The organism is Paenibacillus sp. FSL E2-0201 (genome assembly GCF_037963325.1).
Classification (GTDB): Bacteria; Bacillota; Bacilli; order Paenibacillales; family Paenibacillaceae; genus Paenibacillus_AQ.
This window is the reverse complement of record NZ_CP150154.1, coordinates 2222304-2248791: the sequence shown is the minus strand read 5'-3', so window position 1 is coordinate 2248791 and position 26488 is coordinate 2222304. Positions and strand designations below refer to the sequence as shown.

At 44.9% G+C, this 26488-nt stretch carries 25 protein-coding genes; 3 read left to right on the top strand and 22 right to left on the bottom strand.

Going from position 1 to position 26488, the window contains the following annotated elements; translation table 11 throughout:
- Positions 1 to 3 precede the first annotated feature (3 nt).
- The 9 genes from NSU15_RS09750 to NSU15_RS09710 form a co-directional block, all read right to left on the bottom strand.
- Positions 4 to 750, bottom strand: a complete 747-nt coding sequence (locus NSU15_RS09750) for a manganese efflux pump (RefSeq protein ID WP_076119995.1) — start codon at positions 748 to 750, stop codon at positions 4 to 6.
- A gap of 127 nt (positions 751 to 877) precedes the next feature.
- On the bottom strand, positions 878 to 1714 hold the full coding sequence (gene mutM, locus NSU15_RS09745) for a DNA-formamidopyrimidine glycosylase (RefSeq protein ID WP_339290100.1): 837 nt from the start codon (positions 1712 to 1714) through the stop codon (positions 878 to 880).
- A gap of 52 nt (positions 1715 to 1766) precedes the next feature.
- Entirely contained in the window at positions 1767 to 4436 is a 2670-nt protein-coding gene (gene polA, locus NSU15_RS09740) for a DNA polymerase I (RefSeq protein ID WP_339290098.1), read from the bottom strand.
- Positions 4437 to 4677: 241 nt separating this feature from the next.
- The gene (phoU, locus tag NSU15_RS09735) at positions 4678 to 5337 is read right to left on the bottom strand and encodes a phosphate signaling complex protein PhoU (RefSeq protein WP_339290096.1); all 660 of its coding nucleotides are present in this window, start codon (positions 5335 to 5337) and stop codon (positions 4678 to 4680) included.
- A 73-nt stretch (positions 5338 to 5410) separates the two neighbouring features.
- A complete protein-coding gene (gene pstB, locus NSU15_RS09730; RefSeq protein WP_234541056.1) occupies positions 5411 to 6166 on the bottom strand; it encodes a phosphate ABC transporter ATP-binding protein PstB in 756 nt (251 codons plus the stop codon).
- A gap of 199 nt (positions 6167 to 6365) precedes the next feature.
- Entirely contained in the window at positions 6366 to 7094 is a 729-nt protein-coding gene (locus tag NSU15_RS09725) for a response regulator transcription factor (protein WP_042125998.1), read from the bottom strand.
- Between the two features lie 108 nt (positions 7095 to 7202).
- Positions 7203 to 8999, bottom strand: coding sequence for an ATP-binding protein (locus NSU15_RS09720; protein ID WP_042125996.1), 1797 nt, complete (start codon positions 8997 to 8999; stop codon positions 7203 to 7205).
- A 180-nt stretch (positions 9000 to 9179) separates the two neighbouring features.
- Positions 9180 to 9566, bottom strand: coding sequence for a VOC family protein (locus NSU15_RS09715; protein ID WP_042125994.1), 387 nt, complete (start codon positions 9564 to 9566; stop codon positions 9180 to 9182).
- A gap of 76 nt (positions 9567 to 9642) precedes the next feature.
- A complete protein-coding gene (locus NSU15_RS09710; protein ID WP_042132013.1) occupies positions 9643 to 11205 on the bottom strand; it encodes a fumarate hydratase in 1563 nt (520 codons plus the stop codon).
- Between the two features lie 102 nt (positions 11206 to 11307).
- Between NSU15_RS09710 and yfbR the strand changes: the two genes are divergently transcribed.
- Positions 11308 to 11913: a 5'-deoxynucleotidase gene (yfbR, locus tag NSU15_RS09705; protein ID WP_339290092.1), complete on the top strand. Its 606-nt coding sequence runs from the start codon at positions 11308 to 11310 to the stop codon at positions 11911 to 11913.
- Positions 11914 to 12000: 87 nt separating this feature from the next.
- Here yfbR and NSU15_RS09700 read toward each other — a convergent pair whose 3' ends face one another.
- The 5 genes from NSU15_RS09700 to citZ form a co-directional block, all read right to left on the bottom strand.
- Positions 12001 to 12870, bottom strand: coding sequence for an SDR family oxidoreductase (locus NSU15_RS09700; protein WP_042125991.1), 870 nt, complete (start codon positions 12868 to 12870; stop codon positions 12001 to 12003).
- 209 nt (positions 12871 to 13079) lie between these two features.
- Complete coding sequence (locus NSU15_RS09695) at positions 13080 to 13508, bottom strand: hypothetical protein (protein WP_042125989.1); 429 nt, start codon at positions 13506 to 13508, stop codon at positions 13080 to 13082.
- Positions 13509 to 13679: 171 nt separating this feature from the next.
- Complete coding sequence (mdh, locus tag NSU15_RS09690) at positions 13680 to 14621, bottom strand: malate dehydrogenase (RefSeq protein WP_339290090.1); 942 nt, start codon at positions 14619 to 14621, stop codon at positions 13680 to 13682.
- Between the two features lie 55 nt (positions 14622 to 14676).
- Entirely contained in the window at positions 14677 to 15972 is a 1296-nt protein-coding gene (icd, locus tag NSU15_RS09685; RefSeq protein WP_094874018.1) for an NADP-dependent isocitrate dehydrogenase, read from the bottom strand.
- A 150-nt stretch (positions 15973 to 16122) separates the two neighbouring features.
- Positions 16123 to 17235 (bottom strand): citrate synthase, encoded by a 1113-nt coding sequence (gene citZ / locus NSU15_RS09680; RefSeq protein WP_076121502.1) that lies wholly within the window; start codon positions 17233 to 17235, stop codon positions 16123 to 16125.
- Between the two features lie 395 nt (positions 17236 to 17630).
- On the opposite strand from citZ, the gene ytvI reads away from it, so the two are divergent.
- A complete protein-coding gene (ytvI, locus tag NSU15_RS09675) occupies positions 17631 to 18746 on the top strand; it encodes a sporulation integral membrane protein YtvI (protein ID WP_339290087.1) in 1116 nt (371 codons plus the stop codon).
- Positions 18747 to 18837: 91 nt separating this feature from the next.
- Here ytvI and NSU15_RS09670 read toward each other — a convergent pair whose 3' ends face one another.
- The 3 genes from NSU15_RS09670 to NSU15_RS09660 are packed head-to-tail and all read right to left on the bottom strand — an operon-like array spanning position 18838 to position 20983.
- Positions 18838 to 19236, bottom strand: a complete 399-nt coding sequence (locus NSU15_RS09670) for an FxsA family protein (RefSeq protein WP_042186523.1) — start codon at positions 19234 to 19236, stop codon at positions 18838 to 18840.
- Positions 19233 to 19760: a thioesterase family protein gene (locus NSU15_RS09665; protein WP_339290085.1), complete on the bottom strand. Its 528-nt coding sequence runs from the start codon at positions 19758 to 19760 to the stop codon at positions 19233 to 19235. Before NSU15_RS09665 ends, NSU15_RS09670 begins: the two co-directional genes overlap by 4 nt.
- A 38-nt stretch (positions 19761 to 19798) precedes the next feature.
- Positions 19799 to 20983 (bottom strand): MFS transporter, encoded by a 1185-nt coding sequence (locus tag NSU15_RS09660; protein ID WP_339290083.1) that lies wholly within the window; start codon positions 20981 to 20983, stop codon positions 19799 to 19801.
- A gap of 133 nt (positions 20984 to 21116) precedes the next feature.
- Between NSU15_RS09660 and NSU15_RS09655 the strand changes: the two genes are divergently transcribed.
- Complete coding sequence (locus NSU15_RS09655) at positions 21117 to 21788, top strand: G1 family glutamic endopeptidase (protein ID WP_339290081.1); 672 nt, start codon at positions 21117 to 21119, stop codon at positions 21786 to 21788.
- Between the two features lie 124 nt (positions 21789 to 21912).
- Here the strand turns inward: NSU15_RS09655 and pyk are convergent, their stop codons facing one another.
- The 5 genes from pyk to NSU15_RS09630 form a co-directional block, all read right to left on the bottom strand.
- Positions 21913 to 23331, bottom strand: a complete 1419-nt coding sequence (pyk, locus tag NSU15_RS09650) for a pyruvate kinase (RefSeq protein ID WP_042186514.1) — start codon at positions 23329 to 23331, stop codon at positions 21913 to 21915.
- Between the two features lie 332 nt (positions 23332 to 23663).
- Positions 23664 to 24665, bottom strand: a complete 1002-nt coding sequence (locus NSU15_RS09645) for an acetyl-CoA carboxylase carboxyltransferase subunit alpha (RefSeq protein WP_339290079.1) — start codon at positions 24663 to 24665, stop codon at positions 23664 to 23666.
- Position 24666: 1 nt separating this feature from the next.
- The gene (accD, locus tag NSU15_RS09640; RefSeq protein ID WP_339290077.1) at positions 24667 to 25560 is read right to left on the bottom strand and encodes an acetyl-CoA carboxylase, carboxyltransferase subunit beta; all 894 of its coding nucleotides are present in this window, start codon (positions 25558 to 25560) and stop codon (positions 24667 to 24669) included.
- 72 nt (positions 25561 to 25632) lie between these two features.
- Positions 25633 to 25821: a hypothetical protein gene (locus tag NSU15_RS09635; protein ID WP_042125966.1), complete on the bottom strand. Its 189-nt coding sequence runs from the start codon at positions 25819 to 25821 to the stop codon at positions 25633 to 25635.
- A gap of 146 nt (positions 25822 to 25967) precedes the next feature.
- Entirely contained in the window at positions 25968 to 26468 is a 501-nt protein-coding gene (locus NSU15_RS09630; RefSeq protein WP_339290075.1) for a phosphatidylglycerophosphatase A, read from the bottom strand.
- Positions 26469 to 26488 lie beyond the last annotated feature (20 nt).

Sequence of the window (26488 nt, the reverse complement as noted above, 5' to 3'; positions counted from 1 at the left end):
ACCTCATAATAGCTTCAGTATTCCCATTGTAATTAATAATAACGCGGGTAGTGCAGCAGCATGCTTCATCCAGTAGTTCCCGGCGAATTTTAATCCAGTCTTCATGCCCAGCAATAGAAATGTACCACTAAACAGAGCAATTGTAAGTGATGTCCATATTGGATTGAAACCGAGTAGTGCTGCGCCTAGTCCGGCTCCAAAGGCATCTAGTGAGAGGGCAATTCCGAGCAGCATCGCTTCCATCGAAGAAATACTTCCGGAATCATCCATATCCGCAGATGATGGTGTACGCAAGATCTGTACAACAATCCCCAACCGCCGTAGCTCAAGGGAAAAGACAGCTGACTTTACTTGCTCAGGAGCTGTGACAGCCTGTTCTGCGACATCTTCAGTATCAACAGCTATCTCTGCCCTAGCTTCTGTGGATAGCACATTTTCTTCACGATCTACTTTACGTTCACCAGTCTGTTCCTTCTCTTTCTGCATTAGCATCTGAATGAGCGACCAACAACCCATTAGCACGAGTATAACAGCGCCAACCTCAGAAGCTGCATGTGGAGACACTACCTTAGCAAGCAGAACACCCACTTGCATAGATACACAGATAACTACCCCCGAACAAAGCGAGATAATCAGAACGGAGAGCAATGGTATCTTCATTTTACGCAGTCCATATGTAATACCAACACCAAAACCATCCAAACTCAAAGCAAAAGCTAGTAATAGCAGTGAAAAAAATGGGCTGAGCACCCGCAATCCCTCCTGTGAAGAACCGGAACACTGAACAATATACTTCAATCAGCTTCCGTTCTCTATTAAGCATTCTTCACACAGTATATGGGCGGGACAAGTAGTGGGTGCCAACCTAATTACATCTTCAGTTTTCTGACTTGCGCTGACAGCTTGGACAATAATGCGTGCCACGGCCACCTACAACAGTTTTCTCAATCATTGTTCCACAGTTATTACACGGCTGATCTTTACGACCGTAAATCAACAGCTGTTGTTGATAAGTGCCGCTCTCACCTTGACCATTCACATATGATTTTACAGATGAACCCCCAGCGTTTACCGCTTCCGTCAGCGTGCTGACAATAGCGTGATGTAGCTGATCGAGTTGATCATCCGATAGATCCTTAGCGCTGACTTCTGGATGAATCCCTGCACGGTGTAAGGACTCATCTACATAAATATTACCTATGCCGACGATATATTCCTGATTCAGCAGCAGCGATTTAATTTTTGTGCTTTTGCCTGATACAATCTGCTTAAACTTCTCCGGCGTAAAGGACGGCTCCAGCGGTTCCTGCCCTAGCTTATTAAGAGGAGGAAGCTGAAGGTCTTCACCAATCTGAAAAAGATGCATCGTACCAAACTGACGAACATCCGTATAACGCAGTTCCGTGCCGTCGGTAAAATGGAATATCACATGTGTATGCTTGTCCAGTGGATCATCTTTCGAAAAAAGTCCGTAACGGCCCTCCATCCGTAAATGAGATACCAGCACCAGACCGTCTAGCACGATGCGCAAAAACTTCCCTCTTCGTTCAACATTAACAATGCTATGACCTGCGAGCAGGTTGGCAAAAGCCTGAATATCATCCGGTCGCTGAATTATCCGAGCCAGCCGGACGGTTACACTCTCTATCTGCTTTCCATTAACTAAATCATTCAGTGTTCTCTTGACTGTCTCTACTTCCGGTAATTCCGGCATGATGTCTTCACCTCAACTACATTATAGCTGATATGCACACCTTAAAGGGAGCCTATTTCGCTTCGTACCAATTGCTTCCAAAACTTACCTCTGCTTTAAGCGGCACAGATAACTGCAATGCTCCACCCATCACTTCCGGCAAAAGCGTCTTCATGAGCTCCATTTCATCCTCTGGTACCTCGAATACAAGCTCATCGTGCACCTGAAGCAGCATACGGCTCTTTAGCCCGCGCTCATAAAGAGCCTTGTCCATATGCACCATCGCCAGCTTAATAATATCAGCGGCAGTTCCTTGGATAGGTGTATTCATTGCCGTACGTTCCGCAAAAGAACGTAGATTAAAGTTCTTCGCATTAATCTCAGGCAAGTAACGACGACGTTCCAGTAATGTGGTTACATAACCATGTTTCCGTGCTTCTACTACGATATCGTCCATATATCGACGAACGCCCTGGTATACCTCAAAATACTGCTCAATAAATTGAGCGGCTTCTTTACGAGGAATATTCAAGTTCTGCGACAGACCATAATCACTGATTCCATACACGATCCCAAAGTTAACGGCTTTAGCAGCACGGCGCATATTGCTATCAACCTGATCGGCCGTAACTCCAAACACATCCATCGCTGTCTTCGTGTGGATATCCATATCATGTAGAAAAGCTTCCTTCATCCGCTCATCACCAGAGATATGTGCCAATACTCGCAGTTCGATCTGCGAATAGTCCGCTGCCAAGATCGACCAGCCCGGTTCGGACGGAACGAACACCTTACGGATTTTGCGTCCTTCCTCTAAGCGGATAGGAATGTTCTGCAGGTTCGGATATTGACTGCTGAGACGTCCAGTAGCCGCAATCGTCTGCCGATAGAAGGTATGCACCTTTCCTGTTTTCGGAGATATTTCTTTAAGAAGTCCTTCTACGTATGTAGACTGGAGCTTCGCAATCGTGCGATATTGCAAAATCAAACGTACCACGTCATGATAAGGCGCTAGTTTCTCAAGCACCTCAGCATCGGTGGAATAGCCTGTCTTCGTCTTCTTAACAACAGGCAAACCTAGCTTAACGAATAAAATTTCACCCAGTTGCTTTGGTGAATTCAAATTGAACTCCGTGCCACTTAATTCGTATATTTCAGTGACCAGCTTAGAAATTTGAGCTTCGAATTCTTTACCTAGCTCTTTAAGATCCTCTTCGTTGACTGCGATTCCTTGTTTCTCCATATCCGCGAGAATACGTGATAAAGGCATCTCCAAATCTTCGAACAGTCCGGTCATCGCTGTCTCGACAAGCTCCTGTTGTTGCTTCTGAGCAATCCCGAGAACCGCAGCACTCTTACGTGCGACGTGATTCCCTAAGATTTCAAGCTCAGGAATCTTGTATTTAGCACCTTTTCCGAATACCTCTTCATCTGGAGATAAGCGTGGTAAGCCGTATTTAGTAGCTAGATCATTTAAGTTCTGATTAGCTTCCGTCGGATCCAGCAAATAAGCTGCCAACTGTACATCATGAGCCGCACCTGCAAAAGCAATGCCTTGCCAATGGAGCGCCAAATCTGCACGGTGAAGATCATAGCCGCTCTTCGGAGCCTTTTCATTTCCTAACCAATCGCGCAGCTTCGCAGCAGCTGGTTTCTGCAGTAATTCAAACGGTACATAATAATGCCGCTCCAGAGAAGATAACCCTACCCCGATTACCTCAGCACGATGCGGATTATCCCCATTGGACTCCACATGTAATGCAGAAATACTAGGCAGCGCTTCATTCAGCGTCTCCAGTTCATTTTCACTAACGATCGTAATATCAAGGGTCGCGGCTTCTACTTCTGCAGCACCTTCTTCACCAGCATTAACAGGAGTATAGGCACTTAGATCTAAGCGCTCCAAAAGTGATTTGAACTCCAATTTAGCGAGTGCAGGCCCAGCTGTATCCGCAGAAATTCCGTTAAAGACCATATCATCCCACGAATGCTCCAGAGGCACTTCACGATAGATGGTCGCCAGTTTCTTACTCATTACTGCGTCTTCTGCATGAGCTTCCAGCTTTTCTTTCATTTTGCCTTTAAGCTCACCTGTTCCCGCTAATACACCTTCAACCGATCCGAATTGATGCAACAGCTTGAGTGCAGTTTTTTCACCCACACCGGGAACTCCCGGAATGTTATCACTCGCATCGCCCATCAGTCCTTTAAGATCTATGATCTGCTCTGGGGTTAGGTCATATTTCTCACGAATTTGTTCCGGTCCATAAAGCTCAACCTCAGTAACTCCTTTGCGGATTAGCGCAACGGTCGTGTGTTCAGAAGCCAATTGAAGCATGTCCTTATCTCCTGACACGATCATAACCTTCCGGCCTGCTTCATCGGCTTGGCGAGAAATGGTACCAATAATATCATCGGCCTCATAATTGCCAATTTCAAACTGCGGCACCCCTAGATTAGTGAGTAATTCTTTCAATAGCGGGAACTGCTCGGAGAGCTCCGGAGGTGTCTTTTGCCGACCGCCTTTATAATCCTCATAACCTTCATGCCGGAATGTGACTTTCCCTGCATCAAATGCAACAATCATATGCGTCGGCTTATGTTCTTCAATTAAACGGAGCAGCATCGTTGTGAAACCGTACACCGCGTTCGTCTGTTGCCCTGCTGTATTCGTTAACGGGGGCATCGCGAAGAAAGCGCGGTAAATAATATTATTTCCATCTATAAGTATCAACTTGTCCATAGTGCACCTCGCCTTTATCATGCTTACTCCTTACATCTTAACATATGGCCTGTCTAAGTAGAAACGCCTATACAACAAGTAGCCGTCCTAATATAAGGACGGCTACTTAATTTACCTAAAAAACACAAAAGATGTGATGGTGCAAGTAATGGAGGAGAGGTTTGGAACTGTAGGAGCAGCGGCCGAAAGTCCAAGCATTCTCCGCAGTTACGACAAGTACCAAACATCTTTTGAATCAAAGCTATTCATTCAAATCTGGACGACTACCGGTAACCAAGTAAACTACACTTTCACCAATGTTAGTAGCATGATCGCCAATCCGTTCGATATAACGGCCTACCAGCGTCAATAACATAGCTTGGGATACTGTCTCCGGCTTTGTTACCATATAAGAATACAACTCATTAATCATCGCACCATACAATTGATCGACCTGATCATCATCCTGTGCCATTTTATAAGCCAGATCAGTGTTCTCATCCAGATAGGACTGGATTGCCTCATCGATCATAATTGTCACGATTTCAGCCATACGAGGAATGTCAACAAGTGGCTTAATCAGCGTTTGTCCTTGAAGACGCATGGTTGCTTTTGCTACATCAAGCGCCAGATCACCCATACGTTCCAAATCGCTTGATATTTTGAAGGCAACGATAATGCGTCGCAAATCCTTGGCTACAGGCTGCTGAGTAATAATTAAGCGTGAGCCAATTTCCATGATTTTATCTTCCATGGCATTTAACTGTAGATCCGCCTCAACGACTTCCTGTGCGAGCGCTGTATCAAGATTTTGTAATGCATTAATTGCACCTTCAAGAGCATCTTTAACATGCTCACCCATTTGCTGCAGCAGACTGCGCAGCTCTTCTAAGTCTTTATCAAATTCTTTTCTGCGAATCATAATAAGAGCGATCCTCCTCATTAACGTATGGTCAGCTTGCCATTTCCAGGGACGAACACCCTTTTTAATCTGATCAGCCGAAACGTCCGGAAATATAATCTTCAGTACGGGAATCTTTAGGGGTCGAGAAAAGAACCTCTGTGTCCGCCGCCTCTACGATTACACCATTCAAGAAAAACACGGTTCGACCTGAAACACGTGCCGCTTGATGCATGTTATGAGTAACCATAACAATTGTATACTCACTTCTTAGTTCCTGAACAAGCTCTTCAATCTTGAGTGTGGATACAGGGTCGAGTGCAGAGGTTGCCTCATCCATTAGCAAAATATCAGGCTGTACCGCTAGCGCTCTAGCAATACACAGCCGTTGCTGCTGTCCACCGGACAAGCTAAGGGCAGATTTCTTCAGAAAATCCTTCACTTCCTCCCATAGAGCGGAGTGACGCAAGCTTTTTTCTACGATCTCATCCAGCTCACTTTTGGAGCGGATGCCGTGTAGACGGGGACCGTAAGCTACGTTGTCGTAAATCGATTTTGGAAAAGGATTCGGCTGTTGAAACACCATACCGACCTGCTTACGCAGGCTTTCTACCTCTACCTCATCACTATAAATATTTTTGCCACCGATGTTTACAGTTCCTTCTATACGTGTGCCAGGAATCATATCATTCATACGATTCAATGTGCGAAGCAACGTGGATTTGCCGCAACCGGAAGGTCCAATAAAAGCGGTAACCTGTTTCTCCGGAATTTGCAGATTCACATTCTTCAGTGCGTGGAACGACTCATAGTAGAGATCAAGATTCTCTATGTCAATGATGGATTTCATTAGTGTTTACGTCTCCTTCTCATCATCTTCGATCTCCATGATAAGCTTTTAGTGTAAATACAGTTGGAGAGAAATGTTAACGCAATGTAAAATCAGTGAGATAAATGGATTCACATCACAGTATTTCCCCAGAAGCTAACTAGTACTCCAAACTATTCTTATTTATGAAATGTATAGAAAAAATAGAACTCCAGTCATCCTAAATGACCGGAGCTCTCTTTTTATTAACAACCAGTTTATAGCCTACGCCCCGAATCGAATCGATATGAACCGATTCTGGATCTAGCTCAAGCTTTTTACGGAGTGAACTCACATGTACGTCCACTGTACGCTGTCCACCAATGTAATCAAAGCCCCATACAGCATTCATGAGATCATCTCTCGTCAACACAACTCCTGGCTTACGCGCCAAATATAACAGGACTTCGAACTCTTTAGGCCGCAAGTTAATACTATGCCCACCGAGGGAGACTTCATATCTCTCAGGGTATATCTCTAATTGACCTAAAATAATGGTAGAAGCAGAGATAGGTGTTTCTGTCGGTGCTTCTTCAGCAAGTCCAGAAATCCGCCGAAGTACAGCACTTACTCTTGCAAGTAGTTCGGAGACACCGAATGGTTTGGTGATATAATCATCAGCACCTGATTTCAACCCTCTAACTACATCTTCTTCCGCATTTTTGGCGGTCAACACAATAATAGGTGTTCGGATACCTTGTCCACGCAATTTATCAAGGATGTCAATGCCATTCATACCTGGCAACATCAGATCTAATACGATCAAGTCAAAAGGTTCCCTCGTCGCACGATCATATCCTGCCGTACCATGATCCTCTACTGTCACCTCGTAACCTTCCTGCGTTAAGTTATAGGACAACAGCCGGGCCAGTGTCGGTTCGTCTTCAATGACAAGCAATCGTTGAGCCATAGGTTCCCCCGTCTTCCATATAGTTTGATTTTTACAAAACAACAACAAAACAATCATATCACCATAATGTTAACTTGGTGTAAAATCGAAAGGTGAATTTACAGAAATCTAATCCACCTTTTCTTCCTGCAAGAGCGGCAACTCAATAATAAATGAGCTTCCGATCCCCAAATCACTTTTTACCGAAATCACACCATGGTGCATATCTACCAAGTGCTTCACAATAGACAGCCCCAGCCCAGTTCCGCCGGAGCTTCTGGATCTTGCCTTATCCACCCGATAAAATCTTTCAAAAATACGCGGCAGATCCTTTTTGGGAATGCCCATCCCTGTATCGGTAACGGTAAATTGAACATTCTCAGAACCATCTGGCTTCAGTATATTCTTAACATAGACTTTTACGCTACCCCCTTCATGCGTGTAATTAATCGCATTGGAGAGCAAATTCATGAAAATTTGACGCAGTTTATCCTCGTCTGCCTCAATGAACAGCTCCTCAGGAACCTCAACATTAAGACTAATATTCTTCTTCTCAGCCACTTTGCTAATGGTTCCTAGCACAGAATCAAAGAATTCAATGATATGAACAGGTGAACAATCGAGCTGCACACGTTTTGATTCGATTTTAGATAATTCTAAAATATCTCCTATTAATCGATTTAAACGTTCGTTCTCATCATAAATAATTTGCAAAAAGGAACGGGCTGTCTTCTCATCCTTAACCCCACCACCCAGCAAGGTCTCGGCAAAACCTTTAACAGCAGCAACCGGCGTCTTCAATTCATGGGATACGTTAGCGACGAATTCACTCCGCATCCGCTCAAGTCGACGTATCTCTGTTACCTCTTGCAGAAGGAAGAGCATCCCTCTGTAGGACCCATCCTGGATCATAGGTACTGCGTCCATACGTATAATTCGTTCTCTAGGATTGTAAATACTCCGTTCTTCATGGAGCGGTTCTTTACTCGATACTCCTTCTTCAAGCAGACGAGTCAGTTCATAATGACGTTTTAGCTCTTTGTACGAATGACCCGCCATTTCACTGTTGCTAACATCCAGCATATGCTCCGAAGCCCGGTTTAGCAGGGCAATTTCTTCGTCCGCATTGATCATTATGATGCCGCCAGTCATATTGTCCAGTACGCTTTGCAGCAGATCTTCATTATCACGAATGGTCTTAAGCTGAGCCTGAAGACTGTCAGCCATGGCATTAATCGCTGTTGCCAGCTGCCCAACCTCATCTTTGCGCTTCAAGTGGACTCTTGCATCATAATCAAGATCTGTTATACGCCTTGCAACTCTCGTAATTTGTTCAAGCGGTGAAGTCATGCTCGATGCCACTTTATAGCTAACAATAGTTGCTAACAGGAATAAAACAACTAGACCCCCAGCCATTATCATCCAAGCACGATTAAGCCCTTCCGTTACTGCATCAAGTCCCATCGAGACCCGAATGTATCCGTCAAAACCCTGATCCGAGGTTACCCGCTCAGCTACATAAAGCATCTCGCGATCCAATGTTTCGCTGTAACGAATGGCTCGCCCAGTCCCCTCTTTTGCCGCAACAATCTCCTCTTCACGATCAGAGTGATTGTCCATCTCCAGCGGATTTTTCTCTGAATCCCCTAAAACTTTACCTGACTTACCAATAAAAGTAATCCGGGAATCTAGAAGCTTGGCGATATGCTCAGCCTGCTCCGTGTAATACGAAATTGCATTAGAGCCATCCATATCTACAAATTCCAATGTACCAGCGAGTAGATTTATTTCCCGGGACATGTTCTCTTCGAGAGCAGCTATATGGGAGCTCTTAAACAGATGAGCCATCGTAAATCCAGTGCCAATCATGGAAATGCCGATTAAGGCCATAAGTATAAACGTAAGACGCGCGCGAAACGGTTTCATCTAAAGTGTGCCTCTCCCTTTATCGTTGTATCTTTTATCCTAACTTCATTTTCATCAAAAAACCAGTGCTACTATTTTCGTGAAACAAATCCCCACTATAATAGATTATATAAAAATAACAGCCCAAGTTGATCATCTCTGGACTGTTACTTTGTATTACTTTTGTAAAATATCGTGTTTTCATTCTATGCAGGTTGCAAGAAACCACTGATTGCCCTGAATATCTCTAATCCCCGCTCCTCTTTCTCCATAAGACTTGTCCAGAGGTTCTTCAATGATAGATGCCCCGGCGTCCAAGCACTTACGAAAGGTCTCATCCACATTTCTTACATAGAGATGAATCGCGAGCTGTACTGGTGAATATTTCTCGTTGGCTTCAGAAACCTCTATGATTGAATCCCCAATTCTCAGCTCGGCATGTCTAATCTTTCCTTCATCATTCCGCAGCATATCATTAATTCTAGCATCAAAGCAGTTCACAACAAACTCAATCAATCGATCTGCACCTTCGACGATAAAATACGGGGTAACATTCAGAAGACCATTTCTAATATAATGCGGTACCATTCATCTACCTCCTTTAGACAAGCTCGGTAAATAAGGTCATCCTCTTTACACCTTATTTACCGAGCTGTAAATCACCTTATTTAAACACAGGCTCTTTGAACTGGGTCAGCTTGGCTGCGGAATCTTTCTCTACATCTGCGTGCAGACTGTTGCCATGGGCATCCATCGTTACTATAGCAGCGAAGCCCTCCACATCCAAATGCCACATCGCCTCAGGAATACCAAATTCCATGAAATCAACCGCATTTACTTTCTTGATGCATTCCGCATAATACTGTGCGGCACCACCAATTGCATTGAGGTACACGCCCCCGTGCTCCTGAAGGGCTTTTAATGTTTTTGGACCCATTCCACCTTTTCCGATGACGGCACGAATTCCAAATTTCTTGATAATATCGCCTTGATAAGGCTCTTCACGGATACTAGTAGTCGGACCTGCTGCTTTAACATGCCAGCCTTCCTCGTCCTTCATCATTACAGGACCACAGTGATAGATCACGGCACCGTCCAAATCCACCGGAGCGTCATGATCCATTAGATATTTATGAAGTGCGTCACGGCCCGTATGCATTTCACCGGATAAAATGACTACATCCCCAACTCGTAAACTCCGGATATCCTCTTCACTAATCGGTGTGGTCAGACGTACTTCGCGAGATTCAGTAGCTGCATTGTTGTCTCCTGCACCTGGGACTTCTGATTCGGATGCCTGATCCCTTCCATCCTCTACCGAGATCCCTGTTCCGCTCTCATATAGCCACTCCTCAATATTGCCGGTTGATGGATCAACCAGTACACCTTGGCGGCGGAACGCCCAGCAGTTATACGCAACAGATACGAAAAAGCTGGCTGGGAGACGATTCATAACGCCGACCTTACAACCAAGCAGCGATACTTCCCCACCAAAGCCCATTGTTCCTATGCCCAGCTTATTGGCATTCTCCATGATGTAATCTTCCAGTTTACTGAGATCCTCTATCGGATTAACATCCTCCACTTTACGGAACAACTGCTTCTTAGCCAGCTCATACCCTGTCGTGCGGTCGCCGCCGATCCCAACGCCAATAAAACCAGCACTACAGCCTTGCCCTTGTGCCTGATAAACGGCATGGAGAATACATTTGCGGATTCCGTCCAGATCACGACCTGCTTTGCCCAATCCTTCTAATTCTGCCGGAAGGCTGTACTGGATATTCTTATTCTCACAGCCTCCACCTTTTAAAATAAGTCTAACATCTATTTTATCTTCTTCCCACTGCTCGAAATGAATAACTGGTGTTCCTGCCCCCAAATTATCTCCGCTGTTCTCACCTGTTAGTGAATCTACGGAATTAGGACGAAGCTTGCCGTTCTTGGTCGCCCGTACGATGGCGTTATGAATATCTTTTTTCATCTCAATCTGATTGATTCCTACAGGTGTGTGAATGATAAATGTAGGCATCCCCGTATCCTGACAGATCGGAGACACTTGTGCCTCAGCCATTCCGATATTTTGAGCAATCGTAGTTAAAGCAAGACCTGACCGGGTAGCTCTGTCCTCTAGCGCGCGTCCCTTGGCGACCGCCCGGCGTACATCACCAGGCAAGTTCGTGGACGTTTCTACAATTAGATTATAAACGCTGTCTTCAAAATGCTGCATATTCATTCAAGCTCCTCTCAGCAGATCCAGATTATCTAAAGTCTGATACAATTAATATAATAATATCATACCTAGCACCGCATGAAAGGGGTTACTTTAAAATTGAACTACCATTTTTCCGCCTATTTATATCGGCTTCAATATATTCAGCGTTGGAGCCTAATGCGAAGCACCGCACCGGAGAACGTTGCTGAGCATTCTTTTCATGTTGCCCTGCTCACACATATGCTCTGTTCCATTGGTAATGTTCATTATGGGCGTTCATTAAATGCTGAAAGAGCAGCAACTATGGCCCTGTTTCATGATGCCAGCGAAGTGTTCACTGGTGACATTGCCACGCCAGTGAAATACAATAACCCTCGTCTACTTACTAGCTTCCGCGAAATGGAAAGAGTTGCTTCGGAACGCTTAACCGGTATGATTCCTTCCGAGCTTCAGGGCATTTACAAGCAACTGATGCAGCCAGAAGATAGTACTCCCGATTCGGAGGACATCCTGCTGCATAGCTACGTTAAGGCAGCCGATCGGCTGGATGCCTACTTGAAATGTGTGTGGGAGGTTGCTGCGGGCAACCGTGAATTTGCAGCGGCGAAAGAGCAAACAGCCGCGAAGCTGCGCGGGCTCGGACTACAGGAAGTAGATTACTTCCTGACTCATATGGCACCGAGCTTTGAAATGTCGCTGGATGAGCTCTCTGCCGGAAACTAAACCCCATGATCAATACAAAAAAAGCTCTAGTTCAGCTAATCCTGAATTAGAGCTTTATATATATAGATCTAGGTTAAGCTGTAGCCTCTACCCGTTTACAACCTCGCCACCATTTACATGAATAACCTGTCCAGTCACATAGCTAGAATCATCGGAGGCTAGATATACATATGCCGGAGCCAGCTCCTCTGGCTGTCCCGGACGCTTCATAGGCTGTGTACCCCCGAACTCGCTAACCTGCTTCGCATCAAAGGTAGACGGGATAAGCGGTGTCCAAATTGGACCCGGAGCAACACCATTTACCCGAATGCCTTGCTCCGCCAGATTCGTAGATAAGGAACGTGTGAAGCTCAGAATCGCTCCTTTTGTTGAAGAATAGTCCAGCAATTGTGGGCTACCGCGATAAGCGGTAATCGATGTCGTATTGATGATAGCAGATCCTGCTTTTAGATGAGGCATAGCCGCTTTGGTCAAATAAAACATCGCAAATATGTTCGTTCGGAATGTACGCTCTAGCTGCTCGGAAGTAATATCTTCAATCTTAGCTTGCGGATGCTGCTCCGCCGCGTTATTGATGAGAATATCCAGTTTACCGAGGCCCTCTACCGTCTGTTTAATTAGATCCTTACAGAAGGATTCCACACCAATATCTCCGGGAATTAGAATACATTTGCGACCTTCCTGCTCCACCTGACGTTTCGTTTCCTCTGCATCAGAGTGCTCATTCAGATATGAAATCACTACATCAGCGCCTTCTTTAGCAAAAAGAACAGCAACAGCCCGTCCGATTCCACTGTCTCCTCCAGTGATAAGCGCCGCCTTACCCTCCAGCTTACCTGCTGCTTTATAATTAGCCGGCTCATATTTCGGCAACGGCTTCATTTCGCTTTCAATTCCTGGCTGATGATGCTGCTCTTGCGGGGGTAAGGTTTTGGTAGCTTGCTTATTGTTTGACATAATCCCTATCTCCTCTCGTTAGCAATTGATAGTTAACTGATCGTCTTAGGATGGCTCAAGTATTAATGTTTATACGTACTTGCCCAATTTCTCAAACCACTTTTCGATAAGTTCTTACCACGCTGCAGATAGAATCAAACAATCTGAAGTTCATTTAAACACAAAAAAAACCACTCTCCATTAAGGGAGTGGGCTCATCGTGATTCAGATTAAATGATGTCGTTAAAAACCATAAAGAATACCATGAGCAGCAATGACACTGACAGCAGCGCACTAAGCGTACGCAATTTGCCTGTTTCTGCTTTAACATCGCGGTTCTCACGAATTCCAGCAGCTGCAAGGCGCAGTGGCTTGCTCATAATACCGCCAAGTGCAAACATAGCTAGTAGCAATACAACAATAATAATCATCCATGCTACAGAATAATCACCTTTGGTCATCATGTAACCACCTGTAAGTAGTTGAATCACTAAACCGTACTGTGCAAAGCGGTTAAATCCAGTAACTGCACTTAACGTACCTTCTTTTGCTGCAGGTGACAATTTTTCAGCACGACCGATGATGAAAGGCAATACAAGGTAAAATCCTAGTGCCAGCGTCCCTATCATATGTAAGAAAAACAAAACGTTCCAATCCATATCATATCTCCTCCAATTTAACTGTGATAATAGTTACATCTTATTATACCCATAATAATAGAATAAGAAAAGCAACATAGGTGACCATTCTTTGAAGTTGTTGATAATAAAAGAGAGAGTCCTTAAGCCGTTTCACGGCCTTTGGGACCCTCCCCTTACTTCTACACAAATTTACACAGATAATAAAGCTGTTACCTCGCGTACGGATTCAGCGGACTTATCCAAAGCCGCTCTCTCATCAGCCGTAAGCTCCAGTTCAAAAATCTTCTCAATCCCATTCGCACCAAGAAGAGCTGGAACACCCAGAAACAGATTGTCATAACCATATTCGCCTTCAAGCAAGGCAATAACCGGAATGATCCGTTTCTTATCCTTCAAGATCGCTTCCGTCATCTGAACTAAAGAGGCAGCAGGAGCATAATATGCACTACCATTTCCTAAAAGATCAACAATTTCCCCGCCACCCACACGTGTACGCTTCACAATCTCCTCGATACGATTCACAGGAATCAAAGTATCGATTGGAATGCCACCAACACTAGAATAACGTACGAGCGGTACCATATCATTGCCGTGTCCGCCTATTACGAAACCACGTACATCTTCAACGGATACGTTCAGCTCTTGCGCAATGAATGTGCAGTAACGGGCTGTATCCAGCACACCGGATTGTCCGATTACGCGATTCTTAGGAAAGCCTAGCGCTTCAAAAGCAGCATAAGTCATCGCATCTACCGGATTACTCAAAATAATTACGATAGATTCAGGCGCTACATGTCTTACGTTCTCGCATACCGACTTCACAATCCCTGCATTGATATTCACAAGATCGTCGCGGCTCATCCCAGGTTTACGGGCAATCCCTGCAGTGATAATTACAATATCAGAATCTACAGCATCTTCATAACTTGAGGTCCCAATAATATGACTGTCGAATCTCTGCACAGGACCTGCTTCTTGCATGTCAAGCGCCTTCCCCTTGGTAGGGTTCTCCATTTGTGGAATATCGAGCAGCACAACGTCACCAAGTTCCTTTTGGGCTAACATAAGAGCTGTAGTAGCGCCGGTAAAACCGGCGCCTACCACTGTAATTTTATAACGCTTGATTGCCACAGATTCGCCTCCTAGAAATGATAAAGTAAGGCTAATGTTATCTGGCAAATCTAACCTATAGGTGGTTAATAATTTCGTCTGCAAATGCGGAGCATTTCAGCTCAGTTGCACCTTCCATCAGACGGGCAAAGTCATAAGTCACGGTCTTATTGTTAATAGCAGTTTCCATACCTTTATAAATCAGGTCCGCTGCTTCCTGCCAGCCCAAGTGCTCCAAGAGCATTACGCCGGACAGAATGACAGAACCAGGATTCACAACGTCTTTATCTGCATATTTAGGAGCTGTACCATGGGTAGCTTCAAAGATGGCGTGGCCAGTAATGTAGTTAATGTTCGCTCCAGGAGCGATGCCGATGCCGCCGATTTGTGCAGCGAGTGCGTCGGACAGGTAATCCCCGTTCAGGTTCAACGTAGCAATAACATCGAAATCAGTTGGACGAGTCAGAACTTGTTGCAATGCGATATCCGCAATAGCATCCTTGATAATGATTTTGCCAGCAGCTTCAGCATCCTTCTGAGCAGCATTAGCAGCAGCCTCACCATCGCGTTCCTTAATCACATCATATTGACTCCAAGTGAAGACCTTATCTCCGAACTCTTGCTCAGCTACTTCATAACCCCAGTTTTTGAAGGCACCTTCAGTGAACTTCATGATGTTTCCTTTGTGAACTAGTGTTACGCTCTTACGTCCGTGCTTGATCGCATATTCAATTGCAGCGCGCACCAAGCGCTTCGAACCTTCCGAGGATACCGGTTTGATACCAATACCAGAAGTTTCAGGGAAACGGATTTTGTTAACACCCATCTCTTTTTGCAGGAATTCGATGACTTTCTTCACTTCAGCAGAGCCTTCTTGATATTCAATCCCTGCATAAATATCTTCCGTATTCTCACGGAAAATAACCATATCCACCAGCTCAGGACGCTTAACAGGGGAAGGAACGCCTTGGAAATAACGAACTGGACGCAGACATACGTACAAATCCAATTCTTGACGCAAAGCTACATTCAACGAACGAATACCGCCTCCGATTGGAGTAGTAAGTGGTCCCTTGATCGCCACAAAATATTCGCGGATTGCTTCCAACGTATCATTTGGCAGCCATTCACCATATGTATTGAAAGCTTTTTCGCCAGCAAATACTTCGTACCAAGCGATTTGCTTAGTGCCACCATAAGCTTTAGATACTGCTGCATCAAGTACGCGCTTGGAAGCTTTCCAAATATCACGGCCTGTACCGTCACCCTCGATAAATGGAATAATTGGATGATTAGGAACTTGTAGTTTTCCTTCTTTAATCGTGATTTGTTCGCCTTCTGTAGGTAGATCGAATTTTTCTAGTTTCAACATTTGAGTGTATTCCTCCTAAAGTTTTGTGGGATTTAAATAGCATTGACAAGCATCGAACAAAACTCTCATCATCATTAAATCAAAAATTTAAAACACTATTGCTAGGGTTCATTCTACTAAACATTAGGAGCAGCCTGCAAGGCTGCCCTTCTATCTTTCGTCCACTGGAACGTATTTCTGTTCAATCATACCTGTGTATTCTGCACGTGGCCGAATAATCCGGTTATCTGTATATTGCTCCAGAATATGTGCAGTCCAGCCTGAAGTCCGGCTAATTGCAAAGATAGGAGTGAACAGCTCACGTTCAATACCCAACTGTGTATAAACTGACGCCGAATAGAAATCAACATTCGGTTTAAGTCCCTTTTGGCCGGTAATCAATTCCTCAATATTTACGGACATATCGTACAGCGTAGTATCATTCTTCATCGTGCCAAGCTCCAAAGACATTTTCATCAAATGCTTTGCACGTGGATCACCATTCTTATATACTCGATGACCGAAGCCCATGATCTTCTCACGGTTATCCAGCTTCTTACGGATATAGGGTTCAACCGCTTCCAAACTTCCGATCTCCTCTAGCATCTTCATAACGGCTTCATTCGCCCCACCGTGAAGCGGGCCTTTGAGCGCACCAATAGCGGAGGTAACCCCAGAATAAATATCCGATAATGTCGCAACCGTAACCCTGCCTGCAAAAGTCGAAGCATTCAGCTCATGATCCGCATGAAGAACAAGTGCGGTATCAAGTGCTTTGACAGATACGCTATCCGGCTCTTTTCCCCACAGCATATAGAGGAAGTTCTCAGCGATAGAAACGCCTTCTTTCGGAGCCACTGGTTCAAGCCCTTTGCGAATTCGCGACAGTGCCGCCACAATTGTTGGGAGTTGTGCCTGCAGTTTTACCGCCTTAATCTCGTTCGCTTCTCTGCTCATATCGTCAGCCGCTTCATCATAGAGAGCCAGGCTTGATACAGCCGACCGCAACGCTGCCATGGTGTTGGCGTCTTTTGGATAGAGCTTCATTTGCTCGATTACCTGCTCAGGAATCTGTGCAAAAGCACTGAGATCCCGCTTGAGCGCTTCCAGCTCTGGCGCCGTCGGCAGACTGCCGAACCATAACAGATAAGCTGTTTCTTCAAAGGTAGCATGATCTGCAAGTTCATCAATATCATAACCGCGGTAAGTGAGTACACCATCCACAATAGAGCTAATGGATGAAGTTGTTGCAACGATACCTTCCAAGCCTTTGGTAGCTGTCATAGCATATCTCTCCTTTGCCAACAAGGTATAAAAACAATCTTAGTTCCATGAAAACATTTCCAATTTAAAGCATTAAAAAATCTAATAAGTACGTTTAAGGACTTCTCCATCAGGAATGCTGTATAACCAGCATGCTTCGTATCTTTATTCATCATACTGGATTTTGTCGGTTATGTGAACAATGTGGAAGCTTTGCAGCGCATCAAATGATTTTATCAGAGAGATAGAAAAAAACTTCTAAACCCCTGATTCACTATTGCCATTTCAGTTTATAGATTGTGTCCCATTCTAATATTTATCCCGCACTCTAGTCTTTAAATCGGTTCTATGAATATATATGAAGACGAGCTCTTATTCCCCTGTACATGCAGGAATGAAGAAGGTGTGGTCTCGGTATGGATCGTTTGGTATTAAAAAGACTGCTGCGAGGCCTGTGGGTCGTTCTGGCTACTTCCATCCTCCTGCTGGCAATCTATCTATTACTTCCGCTGTTATACCCCCTGTTGCTCGCTTGGCTGCTCGCATATATCATGCACCCATTGGTGCTTATTCTTAAAGGCTTTAAATTACCAAGCTGGCTGGCGGTGTCTCTCGCTCTGCTATTTTATATAGGCGGAATTACACTAGTCCTGACCGCGATGATTACAAGACTCGTGAAAGAATTAATCGTCCTGCTGCAGACCTTTAATCTCCACACCGACCAATGGAAAGATCTCCTTATGTCCTTAAGCCAGAATGCAAGCATACAGAACATCATCAACCAGATCAATCAATTCTACCGAGACAATCCTGACTATCATGCTACGATTGACAGCAATATCAACAGAACAACGGAAACTGTAGGTTACGCAGTCACGCAAGTGGTCACAGGATTTTTTAATGTAATATTGAAACTGATCTCCGCACTTCCTAGTATGGGTACGATTCTTATCGTCGTTGTCCTTGCTGCCTTTTTCATTAGTACGAGTTGGGAGCGGCATAACGATAAACTTACAGGCTGGCTGCCCACAGCATTTCTAAAGCCTGTGTCAGATATCTGGAGGGATTTACGCAGAGCGCTCTCCGGTTATCTTCGCGCTCAAGTTATCCTGATCTCCATCACAGCGATCATTGTTGTGATCGGGCTGTTGCTACTGGGTGTGAAGTCTGCATTTGCTATTGGCTTAATGATTGGCTTTGTGGATCTGCTGCCTTATCTCGGTGTGGGAATTGTGATGCTGCCTTGGGCGCTTTACTCTTATATGACGGACAATCTGGCGCTGGGGATTGGACTATCCATTCTCTATGCCGTTATTCTCATTACCCGGCAGGTACTTGAGCCGAAGGTGCTCGCCAGCAGCATTGGACTTGATCCCCTTGCCATGTTGATTGGCATGTTCGCAGGTTTGCAGTTGTTCGGTATGCTAGGGCTAATCATCGGCCCCGTTGTCCTAGTAGTCCTTGTTGCCTTTAACCGAGCGGGCGTATTCCGAGCTTTACACAGCTATATTGTTAGCGGCAGATTAAGATAGGAACCGATAATCATCGATTCGTAAAATAGCAAACAGAGCGGGCCCTTCAGCAATGACAGGGGTCCGCTCTGTTATTGTTGTAAACAGGATACTAACGACGGTAAAAGGTGAAGGTGCCATTCTTCATCTTCTTCTCAATCCACTTCAGCAAAAATATACGGTACAAAGGCCGAGTCAATGGAAATACTAGCGTGAAACCGACAATATCGGTTACGAAACCCGGCAATATCAGTAGCAATCCTCCGAAAAAAATACATAAACCATCCAGCATCGTCCGACCAGGAACGCGGCCCTCCTGCATATGTGTTCTGCTGTCCTGCAGCACTTTCTTACCTTCAAATCGCATCATTAGTAGACCGATTACTGAAGTGGTCAGCATAAGCAGCAACGTTTTAAATGCTCCAAGTTGATCTGCTACGTAGATAAAACCGAATAATTCCACAGCAGGAATAATAAATAGTCCAGCCCATAACCATTTGCTTCTAATCATACTGAACCCCCTTCTTCCCGCAGCGCCTCTTTTATTGCGTGAAAGAGCTCTGGAAGGGCTCTATCCAGCCTAGCAGGCCTCCATTCCTGGTTCACCCAAACATGACTTGTCGTGCCGGTAACCAGCAGCTCCCCAGGTGGATCCATCAACCGCAACTCCCCTAGAGTAGCCAATAAATCTTCTGAATTTCCACCTTCATCTTCCGAAAGCCTCCGCACTTGATACTCAAATACGACTCGTAACGCTGAGAAGGTAGTCATTCGCGCATACACGGAGATAAGATCATCATATCGCGCCGGACTTTTAAATTGCAAATCTGCTGAGGTGACAGGAAGTAAGACGCCTTGTTTCTCAAGTTCGCGATAAGTAAAACCAACCTGACGAAACATCTCCGTACGACCAGACTCAAACCAGTTCAAATAATTCGCATGATACACGACACCCATCTGATCACTTTCCTGATAGCGAACACGCAGGGTCGACTTATACCATCGGCTGGGCAAGCCAGCTCGTTCTAATTCCATCTATAAATACTCCTTTCAGCATAGCAGCAGGGGAGCGTTTAAGCCTGGGCCCCGCCTGAAGATAGCGTCGTCGTCGATAATTTACGCCGAGAGTTTCTGGCAACATAGAACAGCAGCATTGCGCCTGCGATAGAGCTCAACATACAAGACAGATTCATTACTTCTACCCCGCCTTGATTGAGCAAGAATCCATTCAGTAAATTACCGACAATGCCAGAAAAACCTGCAAACACCATATTAAATACACTTTGGCCAGTGGCCTGCATCTCGTTAGACGTGATCTGAGATACATATTCGACTGCTGCAATATAAAAGAACCCAAATGAAAGACCATGCAGCACTTGCACTCCGATCATTACCGATGGATAAGGAAAAGCAACCTGAATACCCCACCGCAAAACATAAATAAGAGCCCCAAGGAGCAAGGTCCGCTCACGACCCAACCTCTTAATCACCTTAGAAGCAAACAGCATGGAAGGCACATTCGTCACCGATGCGAGAAAGAGCGCAATCCCTGCATAGCGCGTAGACCCTCCTACCGATTGAAAAGCGATTACAAAGTATGTACCAAAAGCAGCCATCGTCTGGTTCACAAGAAAGCTGCCACCCAAAAACGCAAGGAAGACCCGATTCCCCAGCAGTTGTCTTACCCCCTGAGTAAACGATTGCCTCATCATATGATTCTCTTCCGCCTGCTTCGGCAATGTAAACGCAATAAGGACTGCAATCAGATTAAAAAAGAGAAAAGGTAGCCATATCGTGGATACAGAGAAAGTAGATACGTACACCCCTCCTGCATAAGCTCCCAGAGCCGCTCCAATGCTCATCATAAGCCGGATGCTACCATAAGTGGCCCCAGCTCTATTCGCCGCCGAGATCGCGTAAGAATCGGCGATAGGAGCCTGTGTAGAGGAGAAGATCGTTGAGCACGTATACACCAGAAGAAGTACAATGAAATATTCCGAACGATAAAAGACGGCTAGTAAGGCCGGAACCGCCACACTTAGGATTAGTACTAAACGCGTCTGATTATACCGATCAGAGATAATCCCCCACATCGGCTGAATGGTGATTGCAACTAGTGTGCCTGTTGCCATTAGTATACCTATCTGTCCACTATTAAGTCCATTATGGACCAGCAGTAGCGAAAGATAAGAGCCAAATGAACCGCCGGCCAATCCTAAAAATAGATAAAAGCCGCGCAGCTTCGATAATTTTTCCATTTGTACTATGAGTCCTCCAGCTTTATATTTTTATATTTTAACAGAACACCCGTACTTCATATGTAATCATCGCATTTAATATAGCAGTACTATAAAGGCGGTGGACAAGTTGAGCATAAAATATAATTCTCTCATGGTAAATCATCCTTGTCTAACAGACAAATCTAATGCGAGCAATAGACAGAGTTCTGCCTTTGGCTGGTCTTCTAAGAACTGGAGTGGTTACACTGTTACTGGTAGAAAAGGCGCTTTCAATCGCATTTCTGGTGAATGGATCGTCCCATACGTAAAATCAACCCACAAATCCACCTATTCCTCCGCATGGATTGGCATCGATGGCTTCAAGAACAGCAGTCTTATCCAGACGGGAACAGGTCATGAATTCTTAAATGGGAGTGCCCGTTATTACGCCTGGTGGGAAATACTACCTGACGTTGAGACCGTAATCCCTTTTCCAGTATACCCCGGAGATCATATGAAGGGTACTATCACAAAAATAAGCCACACAAAGTGGTCTATCACACTCCGGAATTTAAGCCGAAATTGGACCTTCCGAACGCTTCAGCGATATACTGGCCCACAGACCTCCGGCGAATGGATTATGGAGGCTCCTGAGGTTGATGGTTCCATCGCAAAGCTGGCCCGCGTCTGCACTACCTACTTCAACTGCTGCCGAATCAACGGAAAACGACCTAGGTTAACTCTTTCTAATGGAGGGATCATGGTCCAGAATAACACCACCGTTGCGGTTCCTTCCAGTCCAAGCCCTCGAGGGGACTCTTTTAGCGTCAAACGTATATACTAACAGCATAAATGGAAATGGATTCAGCACAAAAAAAAGAGCTGCCTCATTTGTAGATTTTCACTACATCTGAGACAGCTCTTTTTTTTGCGTAAAATCTATGAATCAGGCAAAGCACAGTCGAGTACTACTCGATTGTGCTTACTTTTACCAAGTTAGTGGAACCGGAACGTCCAAGTGGAATTCCTGCAGTAATCACAACTAGGTCGCCAGCTTGAACCAGACCGGAATCCTTACCACCTTGGATTGCTGTTTCAAGCAATTCATCTGTGGAAGTAGCTACTTTACCGAATACTGGCGTTACGCCCCAAACGAGGGACAATTGACGCATAGTTCTTTCTTGTGTCGTAACAGCAATGATTGGTGCTTTAGGACGGTATTTGGAAACAACGCGTGCAGTATGACCTGTAACAGTCGAAGAAAGAATAGCCTTAGCGTTCAGATCCAAAGCGGAAATTGCAACGGATTGGCTGATCGCTTCTGTAACTGTAGTTTCTTGTAAAGTTTGTTGTTTTGAGAAAATTTCACGGTGGTCCAAAGCGGACTCCGCTTTCTCAGCAATACGGGACATTGTAAGAACGGATTCTACTGGATATTTACCAGCAGCAGTTTCTCCGGAAAGCATGATTGCATCTGTTCCGTCGAAAATAGCGTTTGCTACGTCACTTGCTTCAGCGCGAGTAGGACGTGGGTTACGTTGCATAGAATCCAGCATTTGTGTAGCTGTGATTACTGGTTTGCCAGCAACGTTACATTTTTGAATCATCAATTTTTGAGCCAAAGGTACATCTTCAGCTGGAATTTCAACACCAAGGTCACCACGAGCAACCATCAGGCCATCGGAAGCTTCTAAAATTTCATCAAGGTTGTCAACACCTTGTTGGTTTTCGATTTTGGAAATGATTTGAATGTGAGAAGCGTTGTTTTTCGAAAGCAGCTCACGAATTTCCTGAACGTCGCTAGCTTTGCGAACGAAGGAAGCGGCGATAAAATCGATGTCCTGTTCGATACCAAAAAGAATATCGTTGGTGTCTTTTTCCGTAATACCCGGCAAGGAGATGTTTACTCCTGGTACGTTAACGCCCTTCTTGCTCTTGATCGTACCACCGTTTACAATACGGGTCTTGATTTCAGTTCCTTGAATGTCGACAACTGTCAAACCAATCAGACCGTCATCAATAAGGATGGTGGAGCCTACTTGAACATCATTAGGAAGCTCGCTGTACGTGATGGAAATACGTTCTTGGGTGCCAAGGATTTCTTCCGTAGTTAGTGTCAGGTACTCGTCCTGAACTAGTTCAATCGGTTCTACTTCCAACTTGCCTGTGCGAATCTCCGGTCCTTTTGTATCGAGCAGGATAGCAACAGTTTTGTTCAGTTCCTTAGATGCTTGACGGATCGTTTTAATCCGAGCACCATGCTCTTCAAAATCGCCGTGGGAGAAATTCAAACGGGCCACATTCATACCAGCCAAAATCAATTTTTTGATATTCTCCAACGATTCACTCGCAGGTCCGATCGTACATACAATTTTACTTTTCCGCATTAGGTTTTCCTCCGTTTTTTCGTTCTCTCTGTCTCACTTTTTCCAACTACAAAATCTACTACAAGGCTAACTAATTAAATAGGAACTTTGTCACATGTGCCTTTAACTACGCCCTTATGAATATTACTGCAACTTAGACACAAAATCAATGTTGTAGGCTCTTTTAGATGTAATTTGAGGTCGAATTATCTGAACGCACAAAAAAAATTAAAATAATCCCGGCATTGCGTCGAGATTATTTTAATTCCAATAAAATGTATAATTTACACTAAATTCAATATGATCCACTAAGTATGGTTATATGTCTTAAAGTGCAAATGGAAACCTCATTATTACACTTCGGATTCCACTTCTTCTTCAAGGAAAACTTGCTCCTGCTGGGCTTCAGCATACTCACCAATTTTACGGAATTTACGATAACGATCTTCCTTCAATTCCGCTCTATTCAGAGAAATCAGCTCCTGCAAATGACGCCATAACGCATCCTTAATTGCAGCTGCCGTAGCCTCGTAATCACGATGTGCGCCGCCTTTTGGCTCAGGGACAATCTCTTCAATGACTTCCATTTCAAGCAGATCAGCAGCCGTTATCTTCATGGCTTCTGCCGCTTGATCAGCCTTAGAAGCATCCTTCCATAGAATCGAAGCAGCACCGTTAGGGGATATTACAGAATAAATGGCATGCTCCAGCATAAGAACTCTGTTCCCAACCGCCAATGCCAGTGCTCCACCACTTCCGCCTTCACCAATGACCACACAGATTACAGGGACACCAAACTGAGACATCTCGCGTAAATTACTGGCAATCGCTTCAGATTGTCCTCTTTCCTCGGCTGTGTTGCCTGGATAAGCCCCTTTCGTATCCACGAAGGTTATAATAGGACGTTTGAACTTGTCCGCTTGCTGCATCAGACGCAGCGCTTTACGGAAGCCCTCAGGGTGTGCACTGCCGAAAAACCGTAAAATATTCTCTTTCGTATCTTTACCGCGTTGCTGGCCAATAACCGTAACCGGGACACCGTTCAGTTTGGCGATACCGCCTACAATAGCAAGATCATCCCCAAACATCCGATCACCATGCAGCTCAATAAAATCTGTGAAGATCTGGTTCATAAGATCAAGAGACGTCGGACGACCTTGATGTCTGGCTAGATGCATTTTTTGGGAAGGAGAGATATTAGAATATACTTCCTCCTCAAGCACACGGTACCGTTCTTCCAACCTTGCTACCTCATCCGTAAAATCAATACCCTTCTCTTCGCCAAACTGCTTTAGCTCGGCAATTTTCTTGCGCATTTCAACCAGAGGCATTTCAAAAGGCAACTCTCCTGCCAACCTAAAATCCCCCTTTCACATCATGCATTTCCAAAATTTTGGTCAGTGTGGCACGCATTTCTTTACGATGCACAACCATATCAATCAAGCCATGCTGCAGATTAAATTCAGCCGTCTGGAAATCATCCGGAAGCTTCTGGCGAATCGTCTGTTCAATGACTATACGTCCTGCGAAACCGAATACCGCCCCAGGCTCTGCAATAATAATATCGCCAAGACTAGCAAAACTCGCAGATACTCCGCCGGTTGTCGGATCCGTAATTATAGAAATATAAAGACCGCCCACTTCATTGAAACGAGCAAGCGCTGCACTGGTCTTCGCCATTTGCATAAGACTTAGAATACTCTCCTGCATTCTCGCTCCGCCTGAAGTAGAGAAAATAAGGAGTGGAAGCTGCTTCTCCGTAGCTTCTTCAATCGCCCGGGTAATCTTCTCACCAACTACAGATCCCATACTGCCCGAGAAAAATTCAAAATTCATCACAGCTACGATCACTGGATGTCCGCCAATAGATCCCTGTCCTGTAATCACGGCATCAGTTTGTCCCGATTTCAGTTGCTGTTGCTCCAGTTTAGAGGCATAACCCGGGAATTTCAGCGGATCTATAGAATACATTTCACTGTCAAACTCAATAAAGCCCTCTGGGTCTAACGTCATAGCAATACGCTCTACAGCGTTCAAGCGCAAATGATGACCACAAGTAGGACATACTTTTAGATTCTTTTCCAATTCCTTGCTATACTGGATCGTTCCGCATTTATTACATTTACTCATTAATCCTTCTGGAATTTCCCGTTTGGGGCGTTCGCCTTCTGCAGGCTCGCCGCTTCGCTCCAGACGTTCTGAAGGAATAGTCGCGTACTTCCGTTTCTTCTGAAATAAATCTTTGAACACACCCGCACCTCTTCAGCCGTTTATTTGCGTTATGCAGCTTGCCGCTGTCATGACTTTTCTCTTGATAGAAATTCAGGGATGCAGAATAAGATTAAGGACTTCCTGTACTTCCTCCAGTTCACCCGAAGGAACCAATATCTCAAACTGCTGCTTGGACATATTGATTGGACGGCATTTTACTAAAAAACCTTCTTCAGTCAGCTTACTCTTAATCATATCCGCCACTTTGGCGGTCGGCGCGATATATATTACCGTCCACATGCCTTGCAAGGCCTCCCCAATCTTAATTCCCAGCCGTATCCCGTATAATGGAATTATGATAACACAGTTTTCTTTTTTCCCGCAACAGGCGTAGGGCAAAGGAAGCAAGACTGAGGAACTCGTTCAATCGAAATGAATCGGGTCATTTATTCCGTGTCCGTGACTAGAGGATATACTTTTGCCCCTTCCTGCCGATGAGCGATTCTGGCAGAAGCAGCTGCAGCAATTCCCGCTACTAAGTCATCCAAGAACACGTGAATACTCCCCTTATCATCGTTCAATTCACCAATGATTCCAAGCTTTATTTTGTCCAAGTACCCAAATCCTGTAAGTCCGATCATACCATATACCCCTGTGATCCCAAGGGCTAGAGTCTCGTCCGCTCCATAAAGTGACTCATCCGCCTCCATAACTGCCTGGAGCGGCTGCGGAAGCAGTTTTTTCTCTGCCAGTTCATCAAGTGCGATCCCCGTCATTAACGTGTACTGCACTTCTCTTTTTCCCAGAACAGATTTCACACTGGAAAGGCATTCTTCCTTGGATAAACCAGGATAATAAACCGATTGTAAAATATATACGATGTCAGCAATGGAAGAAAGTGATACGCCTCTACGTTCCAACAGATCAACTGCCATTTGATAGGACATGATGTGATTCCCCTTTCCGC

Excerpts from the sequence above, each read along its gene's own strand:
- mutM (WP_339290100.1), bottom strand. The coding sequence starts at position 1,714 with ATGCCGGAATTACCGGAAGTAGAGACAGTCAAGAGAACACTGAATGAT.
- polA (WP_339290098.1), bottom strand. The coding sequence starts at position 4,436 with ATGGACAAGTTGATACTTATAGATGGAAATAATATTATTTACCGCGCT.
- phoU (WP_339290096.1), bottom strand. The coding sequence starts at position 5,337 with ATGATTCGCAGAAAAGAATTTGATAAAGACTTAGAAGAGCTGCGCAGT.
- pstB (WP_234541056.1), bottom strand. The coding sequence starts at position 6,166 with ATGAAATCCATCATTGACATAGAGAATCTTGATCTCTACTATGAGTCG.
- NSU15_RS09725 (WP_042125998.1), bottom strand. The coding sequence starts at position 7,094 with ATGGCTCAACGATTGCTTGTCATTGAAGACGAACCGACACTGGCCCGG.
- NSU15_RS09720 (WP_042125996.1), bottom strand. The coding sequence starts at position 8,999 with ATGAAACCGTTTCGCGCGCGTCTTACGTTTATACTTATGGCCTTAATC.
- NSU15_RS09715 (WP_042125994.1), bottom strand. The coding sequence starts at position 9,566 with ATGGTACCGCATTATATTAGAAATGGTCTTCTGAATGTTACCCCGTAT.
- NSU15_RS09710 (WP_042132013.1), bottom strand. The coding sequence starts at position 11,205 with ATGCAGCATTTTGAAGACAGCGTTTATAATCTAATTGTAGAAACGTCC.
- NSU15_RS09700 (WP_042125991.1), bottom strand. The coding sequence starts at position 12,870 with ATGTCAAACAATAAGCAAGCTACCAAAACCTTACCCCCGCAAGAGCAG.
- NSU15_RS09695 (WP_042125989.1), bottom strand. The coding sequence starts at position 13,508 with ATGGATTGGAACGTTTTGTTTTTCTTACATATGATAGGGACGCTGGCA.
- icd (WP_094874018.1), bottom strand. The coding sequence starts at position 15,972 with ATGTTGAAACTAGAAAAATTCGATCTACCTACAGAAGGCGAACAAATC.
- citZ (WP_076121502.1), bottom strand. The coding sequence starts at position 17,235 with ATGACAGCTACCAAAGGCTTGGAAGGTATCGTTGCAACAACTTCATCC.
- ytvI (WP_339290087.1), top strand. The coding sequence starts at position 17,631 with ATGGATCGTTTGGTATTAAAAAGACTGCTGCGAGGCCTGTGGGTCGTT.
- NSU15_RS09670 (WP_042186523.1), bottom strand. The coding sequence starts at position 19,236 with ATGATTAGAAGCAAATGGTTATGGGCTGGACTATTTATTATTCCTGCT.
- NSU15_RS09665 (WP_339290085.1), bottom strand. The coding sequence starts at position 19,760 with ATGGAATTAGAACGAGCTGGCTTGCCCAGCCGATGGTATAAGTCGACC.
- NSU15_RS09660 (WP_339290083.1), bottom strand. The coding sequence starts at position 20,983 with ATGGAAAAATTATCGAAGCTGCGCGGCTTTTATCTATTTTTAGGATTG.
- NSU15_RS09655 (WP_339290081.1), top strand. The coding sequence starts at position 21,117 with ATGGTAAATCATCCTTGTCTAACAGACAAATCTAATGCGAGCAATAGA.
- pyk (WP_042186514.1), bottom strand. The coding sequence starts at position 23,331 with ATGCGGAAAAGTAAAATTGTATGTACGATCGGACCTGCGAGTGAATCG.
- NSU15_RS09635 (WP_042125966.1), bottom strand. The coding sequence starts at position 25,821 with ATGTGGACGGTAATATATATCGCGCCGACCGCCAAAGTGGCGGATATG.
- NSU15_RS09630 (WP_339290075.1), bottom strand. The coding sequence starts at position 26,468 with ATGTCCTATCAAATGGCAGTTGATCTGTTGGAACGTAGAGGCGTATCA.